The following is a 20,969-nucleotide window of genomic DNA, read 5'->3' as shown; positions in this document are numbered from 1 at the left end:
ATTAGATCTTCTCGTCTATAAGAATACCTGCAAGCTCCATCATATTCGCCACAAGATCCAAAGTCTTCTCCCGGGGAACTTCACGTATTAACTCGCCGGTGTCTTTGTTAAGCACCTTCACCATAATGTCATGTGTCTTCTCGTGGATGCTGATCTCTAGCGTGGTCTGGGGGCCCTGCAATGATTTCACTGCCCGTTCTATGGTGCGGATTAACTGTTCCTCACCTACTGACACACTCGCTCCCTGTTTCTCCTTCAGGCTCATATCCTTAACATCCCGGATGCCCGATGCTTGATCTACAGGCGCCACTGAAACGGTACTGGACGGTACTGCCTCTGGCTTACCCTGTCCACTTGCTGTCGTACTAGCAGTAAGCGAAAACTGTACATTCATTAACCCCGACCTCCACCAACACTCATTTTTATACTTTATATATCGGTTACATTCAGGGATAATTTAGGACTTACCAAAGATAAACATAGAAATATCAAGTATAAATAGAGTTTTCGTGAAAAAGTAAGAGCTTAGGGCGACAAAAAAAGCTCCGGGAAAATCCCGGAGCTTGAAGATGTAATATGTTGGAGAATGACTTGAAATTAACGAAGCAATTGCAGAACGCCTTGTGGCTGTTGGTTAGCCTGAGCCAACATAGCTTGTGCAGCCTGTGCAAGGATGTTGTTCTTAGTTTGTTGCATCATTTCTTTAGCCATATCAACGTCACGGATACGGGATTCAGCAGCTGTCAGGTTCTCAGAAGCTGTTCCCAAGTTGTTGATAGTGTGCTCAAGGCGGTTCTGAGTCGCACCCAATTTAGAACGTTCGCTGGATACAGTTGCAGTAGCTTTATCTAGAATTGCGATAGCAGCAGCTGCGCCTTCTTTAGTAGCAATGTTCAGAGCAGCTTCGCCCTTAACATCGTTAGTTCCGTCAGTTACTGTGTTAGCTGCTGTGAAACCAGCATCGCCAGCTTTACCAGTGATACCCAGAGCTTTGGAACGCATGTCGTTGATCGACAGGCTCATGGATTGACCAGTGTTAGCACCGATTTGGAAGGAAGTTTCGAAGGCTTTTTGAACGCCACCGTCTTTGATTTCGAGCTTAGAAGTAGCGCCAGCTGTTGCACTATCAATTTTGATAATACCAGTTGCTGCACCAGTTGCAGCCGCTTTAATGCCTTCCACTTTACCATTCAATTGTGTTGATACAATATTGGCTAATACATCATCGAAGTTAGCTGTTGCATTGATAGCATCACTGATGTTTACTCCAATGCCCTTGCCAGTGTAAGTACCTTTATTTGCATCATAGAATTCGACCTGTTGGTCATTAATTGTAAAACCTTTACCAACGAGTGCTTCCACTTTAGCTTTGCTGTCAATATTAAGACCAGAAGCAGAGAAGTCCAAATTAGTTGTTGCCGCAGTTGCTGCTGCTGTTTTACCTACTGCACCCGTTACAGTTTCAGTGAACGATGCTCCAGTAGCTCCACTTTCATCATAACCAGAAATATTCCCTGCTGCACCTTCGAATTTACCTCCAGCAACTGCTGAAATTGTAACTTTTCCCGCACCATCAGAAACAGCAGTGTAATTACCTTTTAGCATTTCATTATTGTCAATCATTGCTTGGAACGCATTTGCTAATCCATCTGCTGAATTATTAGCATTTGCAGTACCAGCAATATTGATATCTGCAGTACCTGCACCTGTAACAGTTGCTTCAGAATCCGCCTTGGTATTGACATTTGCTTTAAATGAAGCAGTTAAATCCACACCATTTAATGTAATTTTAATATCGTCGCCAGCGACAGCTGTGGCATTCACAGTGATGTCAGCAGTCGCTTGTGTATGCACTGCATTTACACCAGTTTGAGAAACTGCAGTAGGAACTAATCCCGAAGCTGCTAAGTTCGATTTCCCATCACCCTGCAGCAACTTCTGAGTGTTGAACTCAGTTGTGTTACCGATACGGTTGATTTCGGAAGTCAGTGCGTTCATTTCATCTTGCAGCGCTTGACGATCGGAATCGGTGTTCGTTCCGTTCGCGGATTGGTTCGCGATTTCGCGTTGACGTTGCAGGATGGAGTGAGTTTCGTTCAATGCACCTTCAGCTGTCTGAATCAAGGAGATACCGTCTTGAGCATTACGGGAAGCCTGATCCAAACCGCGGATCTGACCACGCATTTTTTCGGAGATTGCCAGACCGGCAGCATCGTCACCAGCACGGTTGATGCGAAGACCGGAAGACAGCTTCTCAATATTTTTGTTCGTGTTGGCAGTGTTGATGGACAATTGGCGGTGAGTGTTCAACGCCGGTACGTTGTGGTTAATAATCATTTGATATTTCCTCCCTGAAATTGAGTTAGTTCCACATCCATGTGGTAAGCACTGAACCATTAAGGTCGGCCGCCCTGCCGGCTCGATGCCTAATACATATATCGACGGCTTGGCCCTAACTGTTTAGAGCATTTTTTCATTTTCCGATAATTATTTTGATTCTTTACTATAATCACAAAAAAACCCGAGCCACAAAAGCTGACTCAGGTTCATAAATATATCTTTTATTTCCCTAAAGAGACTACCCTAAGAATTCGATCCGCGGAGACGGTGTATCAAGGCATTCAAGTCGGAGGGTTGCGGCGCTACGGACTCACGGTTCGATTCCTGTATCGATAAGTAGACCTCTTTGCGGAAGATATCCACGTGCTTCGGTGCGGAGATTCCTACTTTTACGGTGTCGCCGTCTACACTCAGAATCGTGAGTTCAATCTGATCCTGGATCACGATGGTCTCCCCTTTTTTGCGGGACAGTACGAGCATATTAACCCCCATCCTTTCCATCAGCCACTAACTGCTCTTGCAGCAGACTGTGCTTCGTATGATATGAGGTGCGGTGTATTACAATCTGCTTCCCGGTCAATCCAATGGGATTGAAGATAATGGGCGCCAACAGATTAATGGTCGAAGCTTCTACTTGTTCTTTCAGCGTAACAATACAGCGGACAACCACATCAGATTCGATCCCCAGTTCTTCTGCTTCATCATCCGGAAGTTCAAATTCATAAGATGGATAGAAGGTAAAAGGGTCAGCAAGCAAAAAGGAATGGCCTTGCTCCTTAACCGACTGCAATACCCAAAACGGAGACTCGTCCAAAGCCACCAGCGCAAAGTCCGCTTCTTCATCAAAACCTGGAATTCCTTTGGCGAAGTGGAACACCTGATCCTCCCTAACTTCAAGTGTACCCATGGATAGTGTTTCTATAATCAAGTTATTCACTCCTTGTTGTTCTAATTATTGTTAGATAACAGAAAAGCTATAGAAGTGCCCAGAGCACATCCATAGCTTATTACATTACATTTGTACATTCAATTCCGGCGGAATAAACTGCACCGAAGCATATTGCTGCATATAAATATCAAGCTTGCCGCGTGTATATTCCGTCTCCGGGCGGTGTCTTTCCACCTGAATATCAACTGTGGCGGGTCTGAAATTAATTTCCGGGGCTCTTGCTTCGTATCGTACGTCCACATTATCATATGACGCTGGGCCACAAGGCTCAGGAAAAGAATTCGGCTCGGTATCTGTTCCGTAAATCTCAGCAATACTGTTACCGGGCTTGAAAAATTCAGCCATGCGCGTGCCTTGCTCCACTCTACGGGCAATGGCCTGAAGATACAACTGCTGAATTCCCGAGTAGATTCTACGATTCATATCCAGAACACTGCCCCCATTATACGCGGCGCGTGCCCTGGTCTGGTCAATAATAAGCTCTGGAGGAGTGGATTGAACGCTTAGCTCACCCGGTGTTGTCGTGATGCTGACGTCTGCCTTCGGTTGAGTAATAGAGAAAGACCCGATATCCGCATCAATGCCGATCCGTGCAGGTGTCTGTCGAATTTGCAATATAGACTGCATCAACAAGAACTCCCTCCGTTATCGGATAAAATCTACAAGGGTTGTAGAGATAATCTTCGCTCCCACAGACAGCGAGGCATTGTAGATATTCTCCTGGATCTTCGACTGCATGATCAGCCCTTCATAATCGGCATCCTCTGTCTTAGCCTGGAGATCCGTCAAGTTAATGTTCAAATCGCTTAAGCGGTCCTGCATCAGTTCCACACGGTTAGTCTTGGCTCCGATCTCAGAGCGTGCTGATAGAATCGTCTCGGTGCGGGTATCGATTTTATCAAGCTGGCTGGAAATACCTGTGATGTTCCCGGCCTTCAAGGCAGATGAAAGATTATTGATTAATGAAAAGATATTATCTGATTCACCAGTGTTACCAAATACCGAATTTCCGGTTAAATTGATCGGCATTTGAACCCCTTCGCCGACAATGTACTGAATTTGCCCGGCGTCCGTTATAACCTCCTGTGAGGTGTCATAGGTGCCATCAGCTCCCTTGGCAAAATCATAAGGCTTGGTAGTATACTGCTCACCATTGAAAATGTACTTTCCGTTCAGCTTACTGTTCGCTATATCTACCAGCTGTTCTTTAAGCTGCATCACTTCTTCATTAATACTGTCCAGAGCGGACTGTGGATTACTGCCGGTAGAAGCTTGTACAGTCAGATCCCGCAACCGTTGAATTACATCCCCCGCCTGACCCAATACCGTATCGTTATAATCAAGCCAAGACAGCGCGCTATCCACGTTCTTCGTGTATTGCTCGTTGGAAGACAGCTCGGCGCGATAGCGCAGAGAATAGGTGATACCTACCGGGTCGTCGGAGGGCTTGTTGATTTTGCGGCCGCTGGCCAGCTGGAGCTGGGTGTCGTTCATGGTACGTGCATTGCGGTTCAAGTTAAGCAGCAGCTGTGAGCTCATCATATTGGAGGTGACTCTGATCATGGTATGGCCTCCTTATCTTCCGACTGTGCCGGTAGAATTAATCAATTTATCAAGCAGTTCATCATAGGTGGTCATGAAACGCGCAGCAGCACTGTAGGCATGCTGGAACACGAGCATATTGGACATTTCTTCATCCAGCGACACACCGCTTACGGATTGGCGGCGGGAATTGACTTGCTCCACCAGGTAATCGGCGTTGCTCGCCTGGCGTGTAGCCTCTTGAGATTGGATACCCAATTGTCCGACCATGGAGCTGAGATAGGACCCGACTGTACCGGTCTTAGTACCATCTGCTGTAGCAAAAGTATTATTATCCTTCATATTGCTGAACAGCAGTGCGAGTGTGTTATTCCCTTTTACTACGGATACATTACCTGAGGTGTCTGTAGTAGTACGCAAGGAAGTAGCAAACAGCGTGGGATCTGCAGCGATTTCTGGATTCAGCTTGAGATTGGCAGCAGTGATCGCTTCCCCGGCTACTGAAGAGGTGAAGAACGGCCGGCCCGATGTCCCGTTCAATGCATAACCCAGCTGATGGAGCCCATTCAAACCCTTGACTGTTGTTTTTAGATCACCCGGCAACGGGATAGGTACCGCGCTTCCTGCTGAAAGAGTTGTTTTGGTGCCATCTGCATTAATAATCTCTGAATCCTTGAGCACAGTCGTTCCTGCGGGCAGGTTAGAGCCTGACGGTATGGTCACCTGCACTTCACCATTGGCAATGGTATTGGCCATCGCGTCGAGCTGCTTCCTGTAATCTGCTACATAGGTGTTTTTGGAGAAAAGCATCCCATAAGCTTCACCGGCCTTCAAATCGCCGGAGGCGAAGGCGGTATTAAGAAACGTACTGTCTACAGCCGCACTTACGGTTGCTCCTTGAACTAACGGCTGTGTGCCCAGTGAGATGTTATATCCGGCATCTGTATCCAGAATGGTGATGTTAGCAATCTTGGACAGCTTGTCCGTCAACAGGTCGCGCTGGTCGCGCAGATCATTGGCTTTGTCGCCCATACCTTCGATCTTGGAGATGGATTGATTGAGGTCAGCGATAGAACTGAGATAGCTCTGGATCTCTTTGCCTTTGACATCAATGTTGGTGCTTAGATCGCGGTCCAGATTGCTGAGCTGTGTACTCATATAGTTCATGGCATCCGTGAGGGCCTGGGCTGTCTGAACGACGATCTTGCGGGCAGTGGGATCTTCCGGATTCTTACTGAGGTCCGACCAGGATTTCCAGAAGTTATCCAGCACGATACGAACACCGGTATCTGAAGGCTCATTCACGATCGCTTCCAGCTTATCTAAGGTATCCGACTGAATGCTCCAGTTCCCGCTTGCCGAGTTCTCCCCGCGGAACTGATCGTCCAGGAACATCTCCCGAATCCGCTCAATGGAACTGAATTCAACCCCGGTTCCCAGCTGCCCTGGCATCGTCGAGTTATTCATACCATAGGCTTCAATCGGGATGGCTGCCTTCATATTCACACGCTGGCGGGTGTATCCCTCCGTGTTGGCGTTAGCAATGTTGTGGCCGGTGGTATTGAGCGCCGCCGTCTGGGTAAACAGGCTTCGTCTTGCGGTCTCGATGGAGTGGAATGTGGATGTCATGCTACTTGTTCCTCCCTTGTGATTGCTGCGGTGGGCGCAGCTCAGCGGATAACCTGATTATCCACGGGCATCAAAAAGACCCGGCCGAGTTACACTGCTGCCCTTGTCGGACGGATGATGGTATGTCATTTCCTGATTTGGTCTTCCGACCAGCAAATCCAGGGAATAATCTATAAAGGTAAGCGACTGCTCAATCAGCTTCTGGTTCAGCTCATTGGCCTTTTTTAATTGCTGCAATGTGCCGGAAAGCTTCTGCTGAATCTGCAGCAGGCGTGATTTGTCATCGGGATCAAAGACAAGGCGGGACAGCTCGGTAAGATTCAAATTCAGATTGGAACGGATTCCAACCCCCTGCAAAAACTCGAAGGCCGCTTCTGCACGCCGTTCTTCCAGCTGTCCGATCACCTTCATCAGCTTGGACTCGCGGTTCAGGATATCAATGAGACCCTCTACCTTGTTGTCCATAATGGTCTGTTTCTTCACTGCGGCCAGATCCAGCATCTGCACATGCGCCTCGTCCAGCCGCTCAAGCAATTCTAATAATGTTGTAAGTGCCATGGGTGTGTTCACCTAATTCTCGGAGGATTGCTTAAAGTAGGGGGCGAGTGTCTCAGCGAGCTTGGCTGCGTCAACCTGGTAGGTACCTGCGGATACTTGCTGTTTCAGGCTCTCGATCTTATTCGCACGTTCCGTGTCAATCTTGCCGCTCTTCTGTGCCTGGAGCAGCTTAATGGCCTCATCCGAAATCGATACCTCATCCTTGCGTGTACTCTTCTTCATCTGTTCCTGCCTTTGCGATTCCGCACTTCGTTGGTATGGATTAATCGCATTGATTCGTCCGGCATCGTTAATTTTCATAACTTCACCTTCCTTCTGTAATAAAAAAGCCGATAATCTTTACTAAGTTTATCGGCCCCTGTTGAAACATTCTTTATAGCTGCAAGCGTTTTTTTGCAGAATTGTTTAGTTGCGGAACTTGTCTACCGCGCGGTAAGCGCCATCTGGAGCCTTCTTGGAAGCGCTCGAGTCTGCACTTTCCTTGGCTGCATTGGCAAGGTCCTTGGTCAGACGGCTGCGGCAGCTGTCGCACATATGCCCGTCCCGGATCAGTGTTCCGCATACCTCGCAAGGGTACATCATATTGGGTGCATTGGCTATGGAAATCCGGCCCTCCCGGATAAAACGCGTGATTTCCTTGATGGAAATATCGGTGGCATCGGACAGTTCCTGTATGTTGGTGCCTCTATTTTTGCGTAAGTATTCTACACAGATTTCGTACTCATGCTCTAACTCTTTGATGCAGGGCTGGCACAGGTTCATCAGGTTCTTGACATATAACCGGCCGCATCTCGGACAATTGTCTACATTCATATCTACCGCGGCTCCCTTCTATCATTCTGCACAACTCATGAATCGCTTATGCTACTAAGATTACATGATCGCCGAAGATCCGTCTATGTTTAGTATCGGTCAGGGAAGCGGTTTTATTGAATTCCAGAGCGGCGGAAGCTGCTAGGAACGCGCCCAGGTCAGAGAGTAGATTTCAGCAAGGCAATTCTGGCTGCGGCAGAGCTGCTGAAGAGCTTCGGCGCAGGCACGAATCGTACTTCCGGTAGTGTAGATATCATCGACAATGATGATTTGCAGGGGACGCTGCTCAAGCTGATGCGTCGTACGGGAATGTAGGTGTTCCTTCATACTTTGCAGAACCGCTGAATCTGTATTCCCGGCAAAAGCATGCTTCATATCGGCCAGCCGCTCCCTTCTGCTTTTGAAGCTCTGCTTGGCAGTGTGATGGGTGCGGACCAGCAGCGGGAGCTGAGGGATTCCTCTGCGCAGGGATACTACTTCCGCCAGCCGCTCCGCCTGATTGAAGCCCCGTTCCGACAAACGGACAGCGCTCACAGGCACAGGGACCAGCAAATCGGCTTGCCATAGGTTAGAACGCATACGAAGCTTTGAATGCCATATCGGGAATGGTTTACTAAAAAAGTTACTTTGTAGCGCTCCATTCAGTTGTTGTCCACTCTGTTCGTGTTGCAGCAGCGCGTATGCCCTGTCCAGCATCAGACCGAGCAGGGGTGCGAGCCGCTCATTCCCTCTGTATTTATACTGGCCTAATATTTCACGCATTTCACTGGTATAGGCTACTGCACTCCGGTTGCACCGGATCGGTATGGGTCCATGGCTGCGGCTGCAATCGGGACAACCCACATGTCTTCCGCAAGTCTGGCACCGGGGAACGCGAATCCATGGAATGCTGCTCTGGCAGTGCAGGCAGATCTCAGGCCATTCAGGGGAAGGGCGGCCTCTGCGGCCGCAAAACAGACATTCCGGCTGCGAAGGCGAGATTAGGGAGCGCATGGTAATCCTCCTTGTAAAATATGGTGTGTGGAGATCAAAAGTTCAGCATGTATAGCATTCAAAATGAGGGGAGCCGGGCATTCACAGCTATTTCCAAGGAATCCTCACAAAATCATTAAGACTTGAGATATCCCTGTCTGCGGGCGATTGCATTCATACTGCGGATCTGTGATATGGCGGCTCGCTGTGAGCGGCTCCACTCTGCTGAAGCGAAAATGACGTTGCCTGCCGGATCATCCTTGGAGCGGCCCGCCCGGCCCGCCATCTGCACCAAGGCTGCCTCATCGAATAGTCCGCTGTCTGCATCCAGAATAAATACATCACTATGCGGTACCGTAACCCCACGCTCCAGAATCGTTGTCGTTACCAGCAGGGAAATGGTGCAATCCCGGAACTTAAGCACCTTCTCTGCCCTGCCCGGATCTTGAGAGGTGGTTCCCTCAATCGAAATCCCGGGAAACATCCGCCGCAGAAGCTGCAGCAGTCCCTCAATGTGGACAATTCGTGAGACAAAGAGGAAGATCTGCGCCTTACGGTCAAGGGACCGCTGCAGTGCTGAACGCAGTCCTGCCGGAATTCTGCCCTGCTTCAGGCAACGATGAAGCGGCGGCATCCGGATATGGCGCGGAACCGGCAAGGGGTGGCCGTGAAAACGGACCGGGACCCTCGCATTCGGCAATCTGCCGGAGCGGGCATGACGCTGAAGCTCCGCAGGCGGCGTGGCGGAGAGTAGGATGAATCGTCCGCCGGGCTTGCAGACCTGCCTTGCAGCATAGTCCAGCATAGGATCGTTGTGATAGGGAAACGCATCGATCTCATCGATGATGACCAGATCGAAGGCCTGGTGAAACCGCAGCAGCTGGTGCGTGGTCGCCAGGGTGATCCGGCTGCGGCGCAAGCGGTCCTCGCTGCCTCCGTACAGCACGGCAGGGACATCCGCCGGGAAGGCTCTGGCCAGGCGCGGCGCAAGCTCCAGCACGACGTCGCGCCGCGGCGTGGCGATCAGCGCCCGGCCTCCGGCCGCGAGCGCCGCCTCCAGGAGCGGGAAGACCATCTCCGTCTTCCCCGCGCCCGTCACTGCCCAGAGTAGGAACCGCTCTGGGCCTCTTGCGGCGGAGCGCTTGCGCGGCTCCGCCAGGAACCCCAGCGCAGCAGCGGCGGCCGCCGCCTGCGCTGCGCTAAGCCCCCACCGGCGTGCCGCTACGGTGGGGGACACGCCGGCCGTGCAGCGCACGGCCGGCAGCGGTGCGCTGCGCAGCAGCAGCGCGCAAGCCCGGCTGCGCCCCAGTGCGAGGCAAGCCTCGCAATAGGCGCAGCCGGCAAGGCCGCACGCGGCGCAGGCCGTGCGGCCCGTGGGCACGCTGCCGCAGCGCAGGCAGCGCGGCACTTCGCGGCGGCGCAGGCCTAGCCGCGCACCCGCCTTGCCCTGGACGGCGGCTTCCAGTTGCAGCCGTCCCTGGAGATAGGCGAGCTGCGCCGCAGCCCGCCAATTCTCCGCCAGCTCCGGAAGCTGCTCGGCCACCAGTGCCTCTGCTTCACCCTGAAGCAGAGAGCACCCGTCCAGCGAAGCAACCAGCCGGTCAGCACCCGCTGCAAGTACCTCGAGCTCTTTCCTCCGTAAGCTCACCTGTTCGTTCCCTCGCCAGTTCTCCCTCCTACTTCCCCGCTCGATAACCCGTTCATTGTCTCGCCAACTCTCCCTCGTACTCCCCCATTCATTCTCCCTCTCCTCCGTCCCGCCGCTGTTCCTCCCACTCGCCCACTCGCTCCCCGGCTCCCCCCAATCACATCCCTCTCCAACCCTCAGCTCACCTCCCCCCACCTTCCGCTCCCCGTTCCAGCCCTCCCTCCGCTCATGCCCCCAGATCCCCTTGAATTCCCCACGCCCACTCCATCCCCTGTCCTCCGGCAGCTTATACACCTGAACCTCCTCAAAAGGCCACCCTGCGCCCCGTGCCCCTCCAGCAGCCCGCTCCGCCCGGATCTCCGCCTTCAAGAGAGCTGCGGCATATTTCCTCCAGGCTGCCTCATCCCAGCGCTGCATCTGGTTTGTGAACTGGCAGGCTGCTGCCAGCTTCACCGCCCAGCCCAGCGGCAGTGACCTTGAGAGCAGCACAACCCGGTCTGCCGATTGTCTTCTCTGGTCTGCCCGCTGACCTTTTCGTTCCGCCGCTTGGCTTTCCCCGTTTGCCACTTGACCTCCCCCTACTACCCAGCGCCCTCCCCACCCTCCCAGCCCCTCCGCCTCACCCGCCCACCATAATTCATCCACCGCCAGATTCAATGAAATCCGGGCCTGCCACTCTCCGCCCTGCGCCACCACATACACAGCCACCTTCAATCCCAACGCCTCCTTATCTTTTAAAGCACGCCAAAAAGCACACCGCCCCATTCCTGGAGAGTGTGCTTCACCCGTAACTTACATATTTAGCTGTCATTCGCCGGGCTTGGATGGGGATTTCCCGCTTCCCGGCAACCGCATCATCCGCAGCGGCAGCAGCGGCTCCTGAACCCGCAGGTCTACCATAACCCCCTGCCGGAGTTCTTCCCTGCCCGCAAGACCGAAGAACGGCACCGCAGGTGCAAATTTAATAGAAGAGTTATGATAAGCCATCCGTGAGGCTACCGCCATGGTCCTGTCTTCTGAACCGTCATCCACCAAGGTGATCTGCAGGGGCCTGCCGATCCAGCAAGCATACACTGCAAAAACCCTGAGATACCACTCCACCACGGCCTCATGATTACGGGTAATCAGAATATAGTGAAGCCGCTTACCAGTCCGTGCTGCTGCCCGGGTCTCTTCCCGATGATGCAGGAGTTGAACAAGGGCTGCTGCGGATGCATAAATAGAGATAATCCAGATTAACTGGGCGATCATGAAGATGCACCTCCCTCTTATACCCACACTATATGCCGGTGATAAAAGGACGGTGACAGCCCATTAGCGCGGGAGCCCACCCGCCAGTTCAACTTAGGGTACATATTTAATTTAGCATTTTGCAAAATTCGAATAGAGTGCGGACTGAAACAATACTATGGCTGCAGCTCTCAGCTGCATACAAGTTATGTACCGTTTATAAGGATCATTAGGATTCTCCAAAACGCTCAGTTAAAAGTTTATGAGGGAAGCTATAAAGTTACCCAGCCGTATTTGATAGAATTAATTACAGCCTGCGTACGGTCGTCCACTTCCATCTTTTGCAGAATACTGCTGACATGGTTTTTGACCGTCTTCTCACTGATAAACAGATATTCCCCAATCATCTTGTTACTCTTGCCCTCCGCCATCAACCGCAGCACCTCTGCCTCGCGGCGGGTCAGCGGATTGTTATCGCCTGCAACGAATTTGACACCGGCTTCCTTCACGGCCGTCTCGGCCATAGCGCCAGTCTCGTTAAGGTACGTCATGCGCCGCAGCTGATTAATCAGCTTGCCGGTCACCTTCGGATGGATAAAAGCATGTCCCTCGCATACGGAGCGGATCGCATTAATCAGCGACTCGGCCTCCATATCCTTCAGCAGATATCCGTTCGCCCCCTTGCGCAGTGTCTCAAACACATAGCTTTCATCATCATGAATCGAGAGGATAATCACTTTGACATCCGGGAACATTTCACGGAGCTTTTGCGTAGCCTCCACACCGTTCTCAATCGGCATATTGATATCCATCAGCACGATATCCGGCTTGTTACCGTTGCAGAATTCAAGCACCTGGATGCCGTCCCCGCATTCGCCAATGACCTCGATGTCATCCTCCATATTCAAAATACGCTTAAGCCCTTCACGAAACAATTGATGATCATCGGCCAAAAGAACTTTAATGGGCGCTTTGCCAGAGTTTTGGTTCTCCATCACATTACTCCTTTCCCTTTTCCACATTCGTCGGAATGTGAATTACGATTGTTGTGCCCTGGTTCTCGGCTGACTGTATTTCCATTCTTCCCTCCAGCAATTCCACGCGTTCGCGCATACCCACCAGACCGAAGCTTTCCCGGTTGGCTTGTTCACTGATTTTTTTCACATTGAAGCCTAAGCCATTGTCTTTTACAACAATCTTGATCAATTGAGCCTGATAAGTAATCTCTACCAGTACGTAGCTCGGATAAGCATGCTTCGCCGCATTGGACAGACCCTCCTGCACCAGCCGGTATACCGCCGCTTCCATCGCTGAGGACAAACGGTGCTCCTTCCCCCTGGTTTCAAAAGAGGTGCGGATCTTCGTCTTCTCCTCATAATCATGCACATACTTCCGCAGAGTCGGAATCAGCCCCAAATCATCAAGCGCCATCGGACGCAGGTTAAAAATCACCTTGCGCATTTCTTCCAGGCTGTATCTTACCTGCCCCTTTAAGTCTATTACTTCGGCTTGTACCAGCCCAAATTCCTGCTTTACCAGCATTCTTTCTACAATTTCCGTCCTTAGGACTAGATTCGCCAGCATTTGAGCAGGACCGTCATGAATTTCCCGGGCAATTCTTTTCCGTTCCTCTTCCTGAGCCAGGATTATTTTGAGTCCAATCATCTGGCGGTTCTTCGCAGATTCGACAATTCGCGTCACTTGACCTAGTTCTCCGGACAGATATTCCAGGACAACGCTCATTTGCGAACCAATCGATTCGGCACGTTCTACAGAATTTTCGACACTGCGAACCCGCATTTGCAATTCATCGCGTCTGCTCCGCAGATAAGCCTCCCTCTCCCTGGTCATCATCAGCTCCAGCTGCAGCTCCGTCGCCTTCTCATAGGCAATCCGGATATCCTTCTCCGTGTAGCGGACAAAATCCCGGCTGACCTCTGTCAGCCGGATCCGGGAGCGGTGGTACTGCTGCTCCAGCTTGTCTACCTTTTGCAATGTTTCATCCGTTTCTTCCATGACCCGCTGCAGTTCTTTGTTGAGTGCAGCAAGCTCATCGCGTGCCACCTGCAATATTTCGAATATCTGATACTTGCTGCTCTCCATCACGTCGATGGTGTTTTTAATCACCCGATCTATCGCATCGGCTTGAAATTCCACGGATGCTTGCCCCATTTCTATCGAATCGTATTAAAGGCTTTCCTTTATACTAACATATCACGATTCGATAGTTACGGTCTTAGTGTTCTGTTCCCATTTTACAGTGAGTCCGAGCTGTTCTGTCACGAGTCGAAGCGGTACTAAAGTCCTGGCATTCAGAATCATCGGTGCTACTTCAGCACTCTGCCGCTTCCCGTTCAGTACGAACTCCTTCTTATTCACGGTCAGATCCAGCGCCTTAGAGCCCCGAAGGACCATAATCTTCTTAGTCTTCGCATCCCAGACCGCATTGCCGCCGAACGCGTCCAGAACATATTTTATCGGCACATACGTACTGCCGTCCTTCACGATCGGCGCAACATCAATCGGCCGCTTGGTGCCGTTAACCGTCATCGCCTTGCCTCCAATGCTCATCGCCGCCGTCCCTTTGGGCAGTCCCGCCTCACTGGAGAGCGATGGCATCACGAAGGAAATATTATCAAAGGCCACTGTCCCTGTCTTGGCCCGCTCATCCTGGCCTTCTTCTACATTTACCACGTAAAGTCTCTTAAGGGAAGCTGGAAATTTAATCCCTGAGCCGGACAGATCGATATTAAGCGTCTTCCAGCCGTTCCAGTCGATAACTTTCGCCAAATCAATATAGGCCGTCTTTCCGCTGGCATCTGTCAGCTCGGCACGCATCCAGTTCAGGCTCATGTCCCCCATCACATCGACTGACATGGAGGTTGCCGCCGCCGGAATATCCTTGCCCTTTGTACCGTTGAACTGGGCGTATGCGTACATTTTACCGGTGCCTGCACTCATATCGTAGCTAAGCGATAAGACCTTCGAGCCTGCACGCTCTGCGCTGCCCGCAACTACTGCTGCTGTTCCAGTAACCCCTGCCGCATTGGTTGTGAACGCGAACGGATAATTGGCATTCTCGAAATCCTCCCACGCCGTAGCAGCTGCAGTAGACAAGACAACCGCCGTGCTGAAGCCGTCATAGCGGGCAATCGCATATCCGGTAGTTACGCCGGGATCGACTGCCTCCACTTTAAGCTTGCCGTCCCCCACACTTCCTTTGAAGCCGATAAACTCCCACTTCAGTGCGGTTGCCGGAACAGCTATCGTTGCCCCGCTCTTCGACACCGCGTTAACCGGAACCGATACAGTGGCTCCTGCTTGCAGCGGTGCAGTTGCTGTACCTGCAATCAGGCTGGACAGGTCTTCTCCGCCCAGAACGGTGACCTCGGTCTCCGCACTCGCTGTTCCGCTGGTCGCCTTCAGCTTGACGGTTCCCGGCTTGACGGCCGTGGCTTCGCCCGCATTCACAGTCACACTGCCGCCGCTTGCGGTCCAGGCCGGATTAGCCGCCGCTACATCCACCGGATTGTAGTACGTATCATAGCCCTTCAGGGAGTATGTGGCCTTTTGCCCGATTAACAGTACCGAACTGCCGCTGATCTTGATTCCTTTCACTTCACCTTGCGGAGCAGAAGTATATACTCCCACGCCGTTAACGATTGTGCGCTGCTCCTTGCCGTATTCGGTATTGAAGGTAAGCGTAGTCGAGGTTTCAGCCAGCGGGCGGTCTACCATCGTTGTAGAGCCCCCTCCGTCCAGATTAATTCCTTTCCACACCCCGATATTCGTCATGAAAGATTGCAGCTCTGTCAGCGACAGACCCGCACTATTGCTATTCTTCTCGGCTGCAATGACATATACATATCTGCCATCCTGGGAATAGCCCAGCGCTGTACGCGCCCGGTACCCGCCAATGCTGCTTGTTGAACGGGAGAACGACGACGCCTTGCCGTTATTGACCAGAATCGTATGCCCCCCGATCATCATCTGCAGCGTAGAAGGATCGAGCTCCTGCTGGGTGGTTTTGGAACGGAGCACATAGGTACTGTTCAGCTTCTGTCCTACAACCAAATGAGCCTTAACGAACTGGGCGGCCAGCCCGTGCGTCCGCAGAATATATGCCCCCTTGGGTACGGTCACCGGCAGAGCCGAATCCAGCGAGATCTGAGTAATGATATCATTCTCTACCAGCACCTCCGTAGGTGTAGTAGAACTGCCCTTTGGCCGTTCCAGCGCTGTCCACGCATCCGTATAGATATAAGCGGCATTAGCATGACTGTAAGTCGAACTGCCGCCTTCGGGATTGTAGGCCCCTTTGTTGATGCCGGACAGCGGGAACTGGGAACCATCCTCTGCGGTCAGCATCCCCTCAAACGTATATTCATCAATCATAGGTTTACGGTCCTTGGTTACTGCAAAAGCATACATTCCGTTCAGCTGTGAAGGAGTAGACACCAGCACTCCGCCGGATACCTGGCCGCCAATCGGTGCTCCTTCTCCCCCGGTATTGAAATAATCCCCGTTCACCGCCGCGACCGCACCTGTCTCAGCCGCCATGCCCCCGGTGCTCTGCCGTGTCGTCAGATTCCCGCCTTTGCCGGTCATTACATCCAGAGAGACATAAGGATTATTCAGATCGACACGAATGACGCTGGCCAGTCCTGTGGCACTCTTACCTGAACGCACCGTGGTAAACTTATATTTCATCATCATCGCACCCGAAGTGATAACCTCTTCACTCAGTTTTGTCGCCGAGAAGGACGCTGCTGCTTGTGCTACCGGCGCAGTGCTTGCGCCCAGCCATCCTGCACCTTCACTCCCGACAACCGGCATGATCCAGATTACACCTGCCAGGGATGCAGCAATCCATTTTTTAGCAGGCGACCATTGATTTCCCCGTGTTGACTCAGTACTCTTTTTCCCCATGAAAAGCTCATTCATTTCAGTGTAACTCTCCCATCTATTTGTACTCTTCTACCTCGCTATCAAGACCTGGATATCAGTTCATAGTAATAGACTATACCTTTAATAGACTGAATTCAGCTCGAAAAGTTGCGAAAATTGGAGAGAACTAGCAGGTTTTACCGGATAAGCGGAGTCACGCTGGAGCTGTCCTGGTATGCTAAAAAAGCACCCGGCCCATAGACCGGATGCTCTGCTTACCTATACAATTCCCTTGCTCTTACAAATAGCCTGCTGTCTTCAGCATCCGCTGCAGCATGACCGCAGCCTGCCCTCGGGTAGCATTACCCTGCGGCTGGAATTGCGTGGTGCTGACTCCCTGAATAATCCCCGCCTTGACTGCCTTGGCTACAAATTCGATACTCTGGCTCAGAATTCTCGCCCGGTCCTTGAACGGGCTAAGCGTATCCATTACCGATGCACTCAACGTTACAGGCTGCCCCGTATACTCCAGCGCCCTCACCATCATAATCGCCATCTGCTCACGGGTAATCTTATCCTCCGCGCGGAAGGTCCCGTCCGTATTGCCGTTGATGATGCCGGCTTTGGCTGCGGCTTCTATGAAGTCACTTGTTTGTGTAAAAGGACGTACATCCTTGAACTGGGAAGCTCCACCGCGTACTGCCTGTAAACCTAAGCCCCGGCTGAGCATCACAGCGAACTCAGAACGAGTAATCGGCTGATCAGGCTTAAACGCAGTTCCATAGCTGCTATCGATGATATTTTTGGCGGCTAACTCTGCTACAGCAGTCTTACTCCAATGGGAGGTCATATCTCCAAAGGTACGCAAGGAAATGAACACCCCCACCACCTGGTTACCATTCGTGCGTGCACTAACAACGCTATTACTGCCCACTGTAGCAATTTGGGCCGGCAAATAAATAGCATCATTGTATGTCGAATCTACACCGGCGGCCATCGTTTGGGCGGAGTTCAATACAGCAGCATTGCGAACAGTGTATTGCCCTTTTACATTTAATTCCTTGGCATTGGAATAGTTATCTTTAATTGAACCGGTAAGACGTAAATCCATAAGACCGGTAACGTTACGCATGGCCTGGCTTCCGATTTTTTGTTCGAACGAATAGAATGTCCCGCCCGGAACACTCTCCATACGCAGCACAAGTGAGACCTTATTGATATCTGTCCCCAGACTAGCAATTAGCGAATTCGCATCAATATCGCTTAGTTTTACACCATACATATGATCTCCGTACCGGATAATCAGTTTTGCATTCTTGTTGCTTGCGGCTGCATCCGATAGAGCTTTTAGGGAAACAGTAACATAGGCTGACTTCTCTGTAGAAGGAACCTCGAATACCAGCTCATCCCCACCTGCAAGCTTCAGATATTGATAACTGGCAGCTAAACGTTCTGCATTCAGATCATATCTTTTAACCATTTGTTTGTAGACCGAAAGATCTGTAACCCCAAGAGCCGAATCACTCTTCAGTAACGGGTACTCCTTGCCAAATTCACTGGCAGGCAGGGTTCCGAGGTAAGAAGGGCGGCTTCCATTGCCCGTTACACCAGTGGTCAGATTCTGAACAGACAAGGAATTGAAGGACGGAAGAGAGTTACCATTCGTGTCTGTAATCATCCCCGCACCCGACAGGTAAGAGAGCTCCACCTTTTGCCCGGCCGTCACTGCTTGCGAGAGATTCAATTTCAAAAGAGTTCCGGACAGGCTGAATTCCTGAACATCAATGCTGCTTCCATCAGCCTTAATCCCAAACTGATTAGCATACAATTTCGAAGATGACTGCATGCTCTTGGTAAAGGTAACATTAAGTTCATTGCCTTTCACTGTAGCTATGCTGATCTCCGATACTACCGTGGCTGAAGTTACAGACACTGGCTGAAGATCAACATAGGCTGCACGATTACCATTCAGATCACTAAGTCCAAGAGTACCTGGAACATAGGATACCGTCACTGTTCCGCTAAGCGGCAAAGCAGTCTGAAGGGTCAATGTAGCCTGCGATCCACTCACCGATACATTAGTAACATAGTTTGGTTTACCGCCAACCAGTACAGAGAACTGGCTATTCATCGGTAAATTGGTTGTGGACAGACCTTCGTTATAATTCAGAATGATTTTATTGCCCGCACCCGTCGCATTCTGGAACACCGGCGGCACATTATCCTTACTATTGCGGATGTTAAACTCAGCGAAGTTGGCGATATTCTGCCCCAGAGAGCTAACCAGCGGATACGAACCGGCGTAGTAGGATACCCGGACCGACTCCGAATTGCCCACCTCCGAACCTACTGTTAAATACAAGGTGTTGCCGCTGGAGCTGACAGAGTTCACCCCAAGAGAGTAGCCGTCAGTCGTTACCACAAACTGATCATACGCATAAGGAGAGACTGTTTTGAGCGTATCATTGAAGGTCAGTGTCACCGTTCTGCCAGTAATTCTGCCTTCTTTGGGCGTAGGGAGCGCCGATTCTATAGTATTGGTGATCTGCTGTCCAGAAAAGGTAGGCGCAGCATTCCCGCTCGTATCCTGAATCGTCCGCACGCCGCCGGTATAGCTGATTTTCACATTCTGGCCTACAGCGATGCCTGTGCTAATCACTACAAATACACTGTCTCCTTGAATATAGGCACTCTCAATATTCCGGGTTTCCTCATTAACGGTTACCCCGAAGCTGGAAGCCAGCAGCGCCACTGAAGCGTTAAGCGACTCATTATACCTCAGGCGGATCGTCCGGTTGTTCTCCAGCACTGCGCTCGTCAGCGATGGTGGAGTCTTATCTATGGCCACAGTGCGGAAGCTCCAGGACTTGGTACCGCTTAATCCCTCATACTGCACGCTGGGGTCTGCGGCATCCGTGAACGCTCCTTTGGCGATGTCGATATAATAGATCGTATCTGATTCCAATGCTGCAGTCGGCTTGATTAAAAACTCCTTGGCAGAGGCGCCCTGCTGAACTGTCGCTGTCACTTTAGATCCATTGCTTTTATATAGAACAACCCCGTTCGTAATGGTGCTATTATAGACAACATCCCGGTTGAAATTAACCGCAATTGTTTTGGAGATATCTACTGACTCACTGCGGTCCGCTGGTGTTAACGCGGCTACAGACAGACTTGTCAGTGATGCCGTCGTGAACGTCCAGGAGTACGGACCTGAGGCCGGAAAGAGATGACCATCTTGATCATAAAAAGCCCCCTGCGGTATAGTCACTGTATATAGTGTACCGCTCAATAGCGGTGAAGCTGCGGAGGCTGGCAACAGAGTTATTGTCGAGCTTCCCCCACCGGTAACATTCGTTGAATTGACATTCAGCCATCTTGTTCTAGGGTCCCCTTCACCTGGAGAGACCGAGATTACTCCAGAGGCCGGACTCATCGGGCGGTCGAAGTATAGCTTAAGGGCTCCACTAACCGATGCGCCAAAAGATGCATTGGCCGGAGCCGTAGATGCAGAGATAGTACCCGTGCCGACCGTGGAGAAGCTCCAGCCGCTGCCGCTTGCTATCCCCTGATAGGTTGTATTATTAGCATCCTTGAATGCATAAGCGTCGATAAGCACATAATAATTCCCGCCGGCCGGAAGCTTATTAGCCAGTGTCAACGTCACCGTTGTGGAGGAATCTGCACTCTGGAATGCTACCCCAGGTTCTCCATCTCTGATCGCAAACTCTTGTATAACCGCGTTATCCGCTGACGAGAGCAGCCTGACGCTGCCTCCTCCGGCTGTAAGGACTCCAGATAAGCGAATACTCAGCTCCGTTAAGCTACCTGCCTCTACTCTGGAATTGATGGCAGGAGACATGCTGCTTGCTGTAATCGCCGGATTTACCTCCGGGGCTGTCGTGAACTTCCAGCTTGTTGCCGCAGATTCATTGCCTGCACTATCCTTAAACAGCCCCTTAGGCACACTTACGCTATATGTTTTGTAGGGAGCAAATTTAAGGCTGGCGCCTAGCTTGATCTCGTAGCTTGACGAGTTTCCGATTAGTCCTGCACTCCCGACTGCAATTTCCGTAAATACCGTTTCGGCATTTACATCTGTAATGGTGATTTTCCCGGCTTGCGGGATCACCTGGCGGTCAAAGCCAAGCCCCAGCGAAGCCCCGACATTTACAAAAGCAGACCCGTTCGCAGGAGAAATGCTGATTCCGAATTCCGAAGCGGCGTATACCGCTGATGTATGTATACCGATAGCCGGACTGCCTAGACCAAGCAGCAGATGACCTGCAATAATGATCGCTGTCCCTATTTTTACCTTCTTGTTCATTCTTGATAAAACTCCCTTCAGCCCTTCGAGCGTTTCTTGTATACTGTTATATTTCGGCTAAAGGGCTTCCAAAG

Annotated in this window: 17 protein-coding genes; all 17 read right to left on the bottom strand. The window is 51.2% G+C overall.

Going from position 1 to position 20,969, the window contains the following annotated elements; translation table 11 throughout:
* Position 1: 1 nt before the first annotated feature.
* Entirely contained in the window at positions 2-394 is a 393-nt protein-coding gene (locus MHH78_RS05300) for a flagellar protein FlaG (RefSeq protein WP_341166810.1), read from the bottom strand.
* A gap of 203 nt (positions 395-597) precedes the next feature.
* Positions 598-2,337 carry a flagellin N-terminal helical domain-containing protein gene (locus MHH78_RS05295; protein ID WP_341166809.1) on the bottom strand — a complete coding sequence of 580 codons (1,740 nt, stop codon included), beginning with the start codon at positions 2,335-2,337 and terminating at the stop codon, positions 598-600.
* 246 nt (positions 2,338-2,583) lie between these two features.
* Positions 2,584-2,820 carry a carbon storage regulator CsrA gene (csrA, locus tag MHH78_RS05290; protein WP_076080051.1) on the bottom strand — a complete coding sequence of 79 codons (237 nt, stop codon included), beginning with the start codon at positions 2,818-2,820 and terminating at the stop codon, positions 2,584-2,586.
* 1 nt (position 2,821) lies between these two features.
* Positions 2,822-3,277: a flagellar assembly protein FliW gene (locus tag MHH78_RS05285; protein WP_341166808.1), complete on the bottom strand. Its 456-nt coding sequence runs from the start codon at positions 3,275-3,277 to the stop codon at positions 2,822-2,824.
* A 75-nt stretch (positions 3,278-3,352) separates the two neighbouring features.
* Positions 3,353-3,916 (bottom strand): DUF6470 family protein, encoded by a 564-nt coding sequence (locus MHH78_RS05280; RefSeq protein WP_341166807.1) that lies wholly within the window; start codon positions 3,914-3,916, stop codon positions 3,353-3,355.
* A gap of 18 nt (positions 3,917-3,934) precedes the next feature.
* Complete coding sequence (gene flgL, locus MHH78_RS05275; protein WP_341166806.1) at positions 3,935-4,852, bottom strand: flagellar hook-associated protein FlgL; 918 nt, start codon at positions 4,850-4,852, stop codon at positions 3,935-3,937.
* A 12-nt stretch (positions 4,853-4,864) separates the two neighbouring features.
* Positions 4,865-6,460: a flagellar hook-associated protein FlgK gene (gene flgK, locus MHH78_RS05270; RefSeq protein WP_341166805.1), complete on the bottom strand. Its 1,596-nt coding sequence runs from the start codon at positions 6,458-6,460 to the stop codon at positions 4,865-4,867.
* 57 nt (positions 6,461-6,517) lie between these two features.
* A complete protein-coding gene (locus tag MHH78_RS05265; RefSeq protein ID WP_076080047.1) occupies positions 6,518-7,018 on the bottom strand; it encodes a flagellar protein FlgN in 501 nt (166 codons plus the stop codon).
* Between the two features lie 12 nt (positions 7,019-7,030).
* Positions 7,031-7,318: a flagellar biosynthesis anti-sigma factor FlgM gene (flgM, locus tag MHH78_RS05260; RefSeq protein ID WP_036694667.1), complete on the bottom strand. Its 288-nt coding sequence runs from the start codon at positions 7,316-7,318 to the stop codon at positions 7,031-7,033.
* A gap of 105 nt (positions 7,319-7,423) precedes the next feature.
* Entirely contained in the window at positions 7,424-7,831 is a 408-nt protein-coding gene (locus tag MHH78_RS05255) for a TIGR03826 family flagellar region protein (protein ID WP_036694666.1), read from the bottom strand.
* A 141-nt stretch (positions 7,832-7,972) separates the two neighbouring features.
* A complete protein-coding gene (locus MHH78_RS05250; protein WP_341166804.1) occupies positions 7,973-8,824 on the bottom strand; it encodes a ComF family protein in 852 nt (283 codons plus the stop codon).
* Between the two features lie 115 nt (positions 8,825-8,939).
* Positions 8,940-11,159, bottom strand: a complete 2,220-nt coding sequence (locus tag MHH78_RS05245) for a helicase-related protein (RefSeq protein WP_341170283.1) — start codon at positions 11,157-11,159, stop codon at positions 8,940-8,942.
* Positions 11,160-11,258: 99 nt separating this feature from the next.
* The gene (locus MHH78_RS05240) at positions 11,259-11,702 is read right to left on the bottom strand and encodes a glycosyltransferase family A protein (protein ID WP_341166803.1); all 444 of its coding nucleotides are present in this window, start codon (positions 11,700-11,702) and stop codon (positions 11,259-11,261) included.
* Between the two features lie 251 nt (positions 11,703-11,953).
* Positions 11,954-12,676 carry a response regulator gene (locus MHH78_RS05235; protein ID WP_036699238.1) on the bottom strand — a complete coding sequence of 241 codons (723 nt, stop codon included), beginning with the start codon at positions 12,674-12,676 and terminating at the stop codon, positions 11,954-11,956.
* Positions 12,677-12,680: 4 nt separating this feature from the next.
* A complete protein-coding gene (locus MHH78_RS05230; RefSeq protein ID WP_340751347.1) occupies positions 12,681-13,838 on the bottom strand; it encodes a sensor histidine kinase in 1,158 nt (385 codons plus the stop codon).
* Between the two features lie 57 nt (positions 13,839-13,895).
* Positions 13,896-16,610 (bottom strand): stalk domain-containing protein, encoded by a 2,715-nt coding sequence (locus MHH78_RS05225; RefSeq protein ID WP_341170282.1) that lies wholly within the window; start codon positions 16,608-16,610, stop codon positions 13,896-13,898.
* 256 nt (positions 16,611-16,866) lie between these two features.
* Positions 16,867-20,895: an Ig-like domain-containing protein gene (locus MHH78_RS05220; RefSeq protein WP_341166802.1), complete on the bottom strand. Its 4,029-nt coding sequence runs from the start codon at positions 20,893-20,895 to the stop codon at positions 16,867-16,869.
* Positions 20,896-20,969 lie beyond the last annotated feature (74 nt).

The organism is Paenibacillus sp. FSL H3-0333, assembly GCF_038002805.1.
In the GTDB taxonomy this organism is placed as follows: domain Bacteria; phylum Bacillota; class Bacilli; order Paenibacillales; family Paenibacillaceae; genus Paenibacillus_AQ; species Paenibacillus_AQ silagei.
The sequence above is the reverse complement of the archived record's forward strand: the minus strand, read 5'-3'. Positions and strand labels throughout refer to the sequence as shown.